This is a genomic window from Mesorhizobium sp. M7A.F.Ca.CA.002.15.2.1 (assembly GCF_003998715.1).
In the GTDB taxonomy this organism is placed as follows: Bacteria; Pseudomonadota; Alphaproteobacteria; order Rhizobiales; family Rhizobiaceae; genus Mesorhizobium; species Mesorhizobium ciceri.
Genome location: NZ_RZPI01000340.1, coordinates 1 through 5,854, shown reverse-complemented (window position 1 = coordinate 5,854; position 5,854 = coordinate 1). Strand labels below are relative to the sequence as shown.

At 62.0% G+C, this 5,854-nt stretch carries 8 protein-coding genes and 1 tRNA gene; 5 read left to right on the top strand and 4 right to left on the bottom strand.

The features are described from left to right. The 4 genes from ENZ74_RS19065 to ENZ74_RS19050 form a co-directional block, all read right to left on the bottom strand. On the bottom strand, window positions 1-309 hold a 309-nt coding region (locus ENZ74_RS19065; protein WP_127312923.1), incomplete at its 3' end, for a BMP family ABC transporter substrate-binding protein. A gap of 195 nt (window positions 310-504) precedes the next feature. Continuing rightward, window positions 505-1,170 carry a peptide-methionine (S)-S-oxide reductase MsrA gene (gene msrA, locus ENZ74_RS19060; protein ID WP_063168985.1) on the bottom strand — a complete coding sequence of 222 codons (666 nt, stop codon included), beginning with the start codon at window positions 1,168-1,170 and terminating at the stop codon, window positions 505-507. 32 nt (window positions 1,171-1,202) lie between these two features. Further along, window positions 1,203-1,526: a hypothetical protein gene (locus ENZ74_RS19055; RefSeq protein WP_024502789.1), complete on the bottom strand. Its 324-nt coding sequence runs from the start codon at window positions 1,524-1,526 to the stop codon at window positions 1,203-1,205. A 306-nt stretch (window positions 1,527-1,832) separates the two neighbouring features. Next, the gene (locus tag ENZ74_RS19050; RefSeq protein ID WP_164919868.1) at window positions 1,833-2,537 is read right to left on the bottom strand and encodes a hypothetical protein; all 705 of its coding nucleotides are present in this window, start codon (window positions 2,535-2,537) and stop codon (window positions 1,833-1,835) included. A gap of 361 nt (window positions 2,538-2,898) precedes the next feature. On the opposite strand from ENZ74_RS19050, the gene ENZ74_RS19045 reads away from it, so the two are divergent. The 5 genes from ENZ74_RS19045 to kdpA all read left to right on the top strand — a co-directional run. After that, window positions 2,899-2,988 (top strand) — tRNA-Ser (locus ENZ74_RS19045). A gap of 112 nt (window positions 2,989-3,100) precedes the next feature. Next, complete coding sequence (locus ENZ74_RS19040; RefSeq protein ID WP_013529641.1) at window positions 3,101-3,325, top strand: alkylphosphonate utilization protein; 225 nt, start codon at window positions 3,101-3,103, stop codon at window positions 3,323-3,325. A gap of 258 nt (window positions 3,326-3,583) precedes the next feature. Next, on the top strand, window positions 3,584-3,886 hold the full coding sequence (locus ENZ74_RS19035) for a DUF982 domain-containing protein (RefSeq protein ID WP_013529642.1): 303 nt from the start codon (window positions 3,584-3,586) through the stop codon (window positions 3,884-3,886). Between the two features lie 451 nt (window positions 3,887-4,337). Continuing rightward, a complete protein-coding gene (locus ENZ74_RS19025; protein WP_032808122.1) occupies window positions 4,338-4,427 on the top strand; it encodes a K(+)-transporting ATPase subunit F in 90 nt (29 codons plus the stop codon). Between the two features lie 20 nt (window positions 4,428-4,447). Next, the coding region (gene kdpA, locus ENZ74_RS19020) for a potassium-transporting ATPase subunit KdpA (protein ID WP_127312922.1) at window positions 4,448-5,854 on the top strand (1,407 nt) is incomplete at its 3' end.

Sequence of the window (5,854 nt, the reverse complement as noted above, 5' to 3'; positions counted from 1 at the left end):
GGGATATTCGGCCGCGACCTTCTTCAGCGCATCCTCCCAGGCGAAGCCGGCCATGACGATCGGGTTGTGGCCGTCCTCGGCGAAGCGGCGCAGCGCCTGCTCACGCTGCGAGGCGTTGGAGACCTCGAATTCGACGTAGGCCGTGCCGGTTTCCGTCTTGAATTTCTCGGCGCCGTGATAGGCAGCCTCGTTGAAGGATTTATCGAATTTGCCGCCGAGATCATAGAGGATGGCCGGCTGGACATCCGCGGCGAAAGCCGGAAGAACCATTGCGGTTGCGGCCAGGAGGCCGAGAACGATACGTTTCATGTGATCCACACCCTGTCGGTTATTTTTTCCGTTACGCACCGCATGCCGGCCCGGTTCTCCGGCAGGCATGCGACGTCAGCCAGGAGTGTATTCCCTCCCGCTCGGCGGCAATCTGGCATGGCCCGAAACAAAATTCACGCGGAATTTTGACCTTTTGGAAAAGCTTGGTGCGGGCAAGCCGCACCGCAGCTTGTGTCAGGCGGAGGCGGCGGCAGGGATGGCGCAAGCGACACCGGTGCCTTTGAGGTTGCACGTGCCGTAAGGATTCTTCGCCAGATATTGCTGGTGATCGGCTTCGGCGAAGTAGAATTCGGCCGCCGGGGCGATCTCGGTGGTGATCCTGCCGTGGCCGGCACCGCGCAGCGAGGTCTCATACGCATCGCGCGAGGCGCTCGCCGCCAACAGTTGCGCCTCGTCGCTCGTGTAGATCGCGGAGCGATAGGCGGTGCCGACATCATTGCCCTGGCGCATGCCCTGCGTGGGATCGTGGCTTTCCCAGAACAGCTTCAGAAGCCCAGCATAGGAGACGATCCCGGGGTCATGGACCACCAGCACCGCTTCGGCATGACCGGTTAGCCCGGTGCAGGTCTCCTGATAGGTCGGATTGGGCGTGAAGCCGCCGGCATAGCCGGCCGCGGTGACCCAGACGCCTTCGACCTGCCAGAACAGCCGCTCCGCAGCCCAGAAGCAGCCGAGCCCGAACATGGCCGTCTCCAGCCCCTCGGGATAAGGACCCTTGAGCGGTCTTTTCAAGACCTTGTGCCTGGATGCGGTCGGGATCGCCCTGGCGCGGCCCGGCAGGGCCTCGGAGGGCTTCGGCAGATTGAGCTTCTTGTTCAGCATGTCGCTGAGAAAGAACATGCGCGGGTTTCCCTCTCTTCGCGGAAAGCGGATCAGTTTGCGACGAACTGTCCGGCGCGACGTTGCCGCCTGTAGCCTATCGCATAGAGCAGGAAAGCCAGCACCGCGAACACGGCGAAGCCCGGCTGGTTCAGCACCCAGGCGATGGCGCCATCCCATAGCAGCGGGCTGGTCTTGGTTCGGATGAAGGTCTCGAAGGCGGCCCGCGTGTCGGGCGAGACCGCGAGCCAACTGCTGTTGAGCGGGGTCAGCACCAGCACGGAGGCCGCCACTGTGCGTGTCGCGTCGAGCACCGCCATGATGACGGAAATCGACAGCGCGATCATTGCGGCAAGACGAAAGACGAAGCGAAACATCAGAACCCTCCTCCGGGCTGGTCCTCTCCCGAGGGGCTTTTCAGAGATAGAATGCGCATGGCTGGATCGCAATCGCCATACGCGAATTTGCAGACTCCAAACTCAGGTCAACGGAGGGCCGGACGACAGTCAGTCGGGTCGCTTTTCATTGACATGTGAGGGCAGCTATGCTAATAGTTTGGGTATGGCGTTGACTTGCGCCGACGACCCGCCGCACAGGCGGGTTTTTGCGTTTGGTGCTCGCAAACCGACGCGCCGGCGAAGTCTCCCAAGACCGTGTGAACCCGGATTTGTTGCCCGCGCGAATTATGCGGCCGGCTTCCTTTTGTGCCGGTGGACACGCCAGACAGCAAAAACGCCGCCGCCGATGGCGCCGATCACCAGACCGGCCAGGCCGGTGAACACGGCGAAATAGCCGCAGGCGCCCTCGAAACAGCTCATCTCGGTGGCATCGGCGATCACCGAGCCGATGGCGAATCCGCCCACGGCGCCGATGACCGCGCCCAGGACGATGCCGAGCAGCGCGGCGATGACCGAGACGAAGGCCGATGGGCTCTCGGTTTTCGGATTGACATAAACGGCATCGGCTTCGGATCCATGGCGCAGCAGATAGATGCAGAGCGCGCCGATGGCGATTTCGGCGCCGGTGATGACAAGCGCCTGGCCCGAGAAGACGAATCCCGGCACCGTAGGGGCATAGGCATGGATGACCAGCAGCCCGACGATTATGGCAATCTGCCAGATCGTGAACTGGCGCGGGAAGCGGGCCGAGCGGCCGAAGGCGAGGCCGAGCAGGTAAAGCCCCCATAGGATGGTGACGATGTCGACGACGAGCCCGCCATAGATAAGGTAAAGCACGCTGTCTGGCAGGCCGGTGGCGCCGACCGCGGGCCAGACGGAGATCAGGCCGTAGACTGACCACGCCATGACGAAGACAAGCCAGCCCACCGGCACGAAGGACAGCCCGCTGTCCGGCCGCCTGACTGGCGTCTGTCCATTGCTCGATGTCATGTCCGCACAATGCCCCCGCAAAGCCTCGGCACCCGACAGGCAACTCCGGGGGAAGTCAAGGGCGGCCGTCCCTGCGGTCCTGCCTGTGCACACCATTGCAGCGGCGGCGCCCGCAAAAACGGGCATGCCGGCGGCCTCGTGAAAGACTGTGTGGCCGGCAAAGCGAATAGACTGCCGTTATGGCTTGGCATTCGCCGTCGGATCGACTAGATGAGCCCCGCGCCTGTTGCTTCGACGGCTCAGGTGCAGGGGAAGGCGTTTGCTGGTTGGCGACGCCGATGGCGAAAGTTTCGTCTTGCCCCAAGGGAGGTGCATCTCCCCAACCCGCGCGGCAAAACCGGCCGACGCGACATGCATGGACGGAGAGGTGGCCGAGTGGTTGAAGGCGCACGCCTGGAAAGTGTGTTTACGGGAGACCGTAACGCGGGTTCGAATCCCGCTCTCTCCGCCATCCTGCTTCGCTCTACGAGCTTCGCAGGACAAGCCCGAGCCTTTGCGCGAAGCAGGGCGGTAAACATCCCGCCGCGCTCTGCCCTTGAAACCTGCCAATCACAGGAGATGGCATGCCGAACGATGTAATCGTGCGCGACAGCAATGGCGCTCAATTGAATGACGGCGATTCCGTCACGCTGATCAAGGACCTCAAAGTCAAAGGCACTTCGGAAACGATCAAGCGCGGCACGTTGGTGAAGGCTATCCGCCTGAACGGCAATCCCGGCGAGATCGAATGCAACACCAAGCAAGTGAAAGGCCTGGTGCTCAAGACCGAGTTCGTGAAGAAGGCGTGAGCCTCAGGGCGGCAAGCGATCTCGATGGCTCCTTCGGGATTTTGGAGAGCCTGCCGTCGCCAAGTGGAAGCGGAGCCGTTGAGCGTCCGGCACATGATCGTTGCGCTGCGAAATTGATAATTTCGCCGACCAGGCACAATCAAAAACCGCCAAGACCCAAGTCTGGAACCTCCGGCCTCGTTGCGCGTTTCAGGGCGTCCCGTTCGCGGACCCGCCGGATATCTCTCCAAGCGCGCAAAAAAACCAGGAGCCCGCTTCATGCACGACAAGCTGTTTCATTCCCCGGTCGCACTCTCGGTCGGCCTTGGCTTCAAGCGCGAGATTGCGTCGCTGGCCGAAATGCACGACTTCCTTACCAATTGGACGACCTCCCGCCGCGGCCCCCTCTACCGCAACGCGGTGGAAGCATGTGAACTCGCCATCCCAGGCTATGTGACCATCGAGCAGGCCCGCCACGCGCTCGTCCAGTTTGCGCAAGCTTCTTGTATCCTGTGGCCGGACCTCGAGCCGGTGGCGGGCGTGCACGCCGTTGCGCGTGGCTATGGCGGCTACGCCGCCTGAAGATCGATACCCTCCGTGGCGGCTAAAGCCACACCACCATAGAAGGCCCGGCTGGCCCCAGCCGGGCTTTCCCGTTTCCGGCAGCTCGCAAGCAAATCGCAATCCTGTGGCTGGCCGCCTGCCTTGCGCGACAATCCCTGCGTGGAGTGTTGGGAAGAGCCCGCGCAAAAATCTTTATGAAATTCCTATTTCTTTCCACTGCGCTCCGTCTCGAACCTTTATGGCGATCGGGTCCATATTCCCTTCAGAAAACACATTCGGTTTCGTCGCCAAAGATGCGACGGGACACTTTCGATATATTGCGAACTCTCCTGTCAAGTTCGCAAAGTACAAAAGAACAAAAGGAATAAAAACAATGGATATGGCCGTTATCGGAATCGGAATTTTGTTCTTTGCCCTTTGTTTCGCCTACATAAAAGCTTGCGACGCTCTCTAGAGCGAGGCTGAAAAAATGATCGTCGACTATATTCTCGGTGGCGGCGTTACGCTGTTCCTGCTCGCCTACCTGACCTACGCCCTCGTTCGTCCAGAACGCTTCTGAAGGCACGGAAAGCCACAGCCATGACACTGAACGGTTGGATACAGATCCTGGTCTATTGCGGGATCGTCATATTGCTGGTGAAGCCGCTCGGCGGCTACATGCACCGCGTCTTCGACGGCGACCGGACGCTGCTCTCGCCCGTCTTCGGCCCGCTCGAGCGCGGGCTGTACCGTGTTTGCGGAACCAGCGAACGGGAGGAACAGCACTGGACCACCTATGCGGTCGCCCTGCTGCTCTTCAACCTTGCCGGCTTCCTGGTGCTCTACGCCCTGCAGCGCCTGCAGGGCAGCCTGCCCTACAACCCGGCCGGCATGACAGCGGTTGAACCAGGGCTCGCCTTCAACACCGCCGCCAGCTTCATGACCAACACCAACTGGCAGAACTATGGTGGCGAGAGCACGATGTCCTATCTCGTGCAGATGGCTGGGCTGACGGTGCAGAACTTCGTTTCGGCGGCCACGGGCATTGCCATAGCCATCGCGCTGATCCGCGGCTTTGCCCGGGCTTCGGGCAAGTCGATCGGCAATTTCTGGGTCGATATGACCCGCTCCACACTCTATTTGCTGCTGCCGTTCTGCGTCGTGCTGACGCTGGCCTATGTCTGGCTCGGCATGCCGCAGACGCTGGGCGCCTATGTCAACGCCACGACGCTCGAAGGCGCGCAGCAGACCATCGCCGTCGGCCCGGTCGCTTCGCAGGTGGCCATCAAGATGCTCGGCACCAATGGCGGCGGCTTCTTCAACGCCAATGCCGCGCACCCGTTCGAGAACCCCGACGCGATCTCCAACCTGATCCAGATGGTGTCGATCTTCGCCATCGGCGCCGCCTTGACCAATGTCTTCGGCCGCATGATCGGCAACCAGCGCCAGGGCTGGGCGATCCTCTCGGCCATGGGCGTCATGTTCATCGCCGGTGTCGCCATCTGCTACTGGGCGGAAGCCGCCGGCAACCCGCTGGTGCATGCGCTGGGCATCGACGGCGGCAACATGGAGGGCAAGGAGACACGTTTCGGCATCGCCTTGTCGGCGCTGTTTGCCGTCATCACCACGGCCGCTTCCTGCGGCGCTGTCAACGCCATGCACGGCTCGTTCACGGCGCTCGGCGGCATGATCCCGATCATCAACATGCAGCTTGGCGAAGTCATCGTCGGCGGTGTCGGCGCGGGCCTCTACGGCATCCTGATGTACATCGTCGTCGCCGTCTTCGTCGCCGGCCTGATGGTCGGTCGCACGCCCGAATATCTCGGCAAGAAGATCGAGGCCAAGGAGGTCAAGATGGCGATGCTGGCCATATTGTGCCTGCCGCTGGCGATGCTGATCTTCACGGCCATCGCCGTCGTGCTGCCGACCGGCGTGGCGTCGATGGGCAATGCCGGCCCGCACGGCTTCTCCGAGGTCCTCTATGCCTACCCTTCGGCGGCGGCCAAC

Bases quoted from the DNA above. Each gene is read 5' to 3' on its own strand.
- msrA (WP_063168985.1), bottom strand. From the start codon at position 1,170: ATGTTCTTTCTCAGCGACATGCTGAACAAGAAGCTCAATCTGCCGAAG.
- ENZ74_RS19055 (WP_024502789.1), bottom strand. From the start codon at position 1,526: ATGTTTCGCTTCGTCTTTCGTCTTGCCGCAATGATCGCGCTGTCGATT.
- ENZ74_RS19050 (WP_164919868.1), bottom strand. From the start codon at position 2,537: ATGACATCGAGCAATGGACAGACGCCAGTCAGGCGGCCGGACAGCGGG.
- ENZ74_RS19040 (WP_013529641.1), top strand. From the start codon at position 3,101: ATGCCGAACGATGTAATCGTGCGCGACAGCAATGGCGCTCAATTGAAT.
- ENZ74_RS19035 (WP_013529642.1), top strand. From the start codon at position 3,584: ATGCACGACAAGCTGTTTCATTCCCCGGTCGCACTCTCGGTCGGCCTT.
- ENZ74_RS19025 (WP_032808122.1), top strand. From the start codon at position 4,338: ATGATCGTCGACTATATTCTCGGTGGCGGCGTTACGCTGTTCCTGCTC.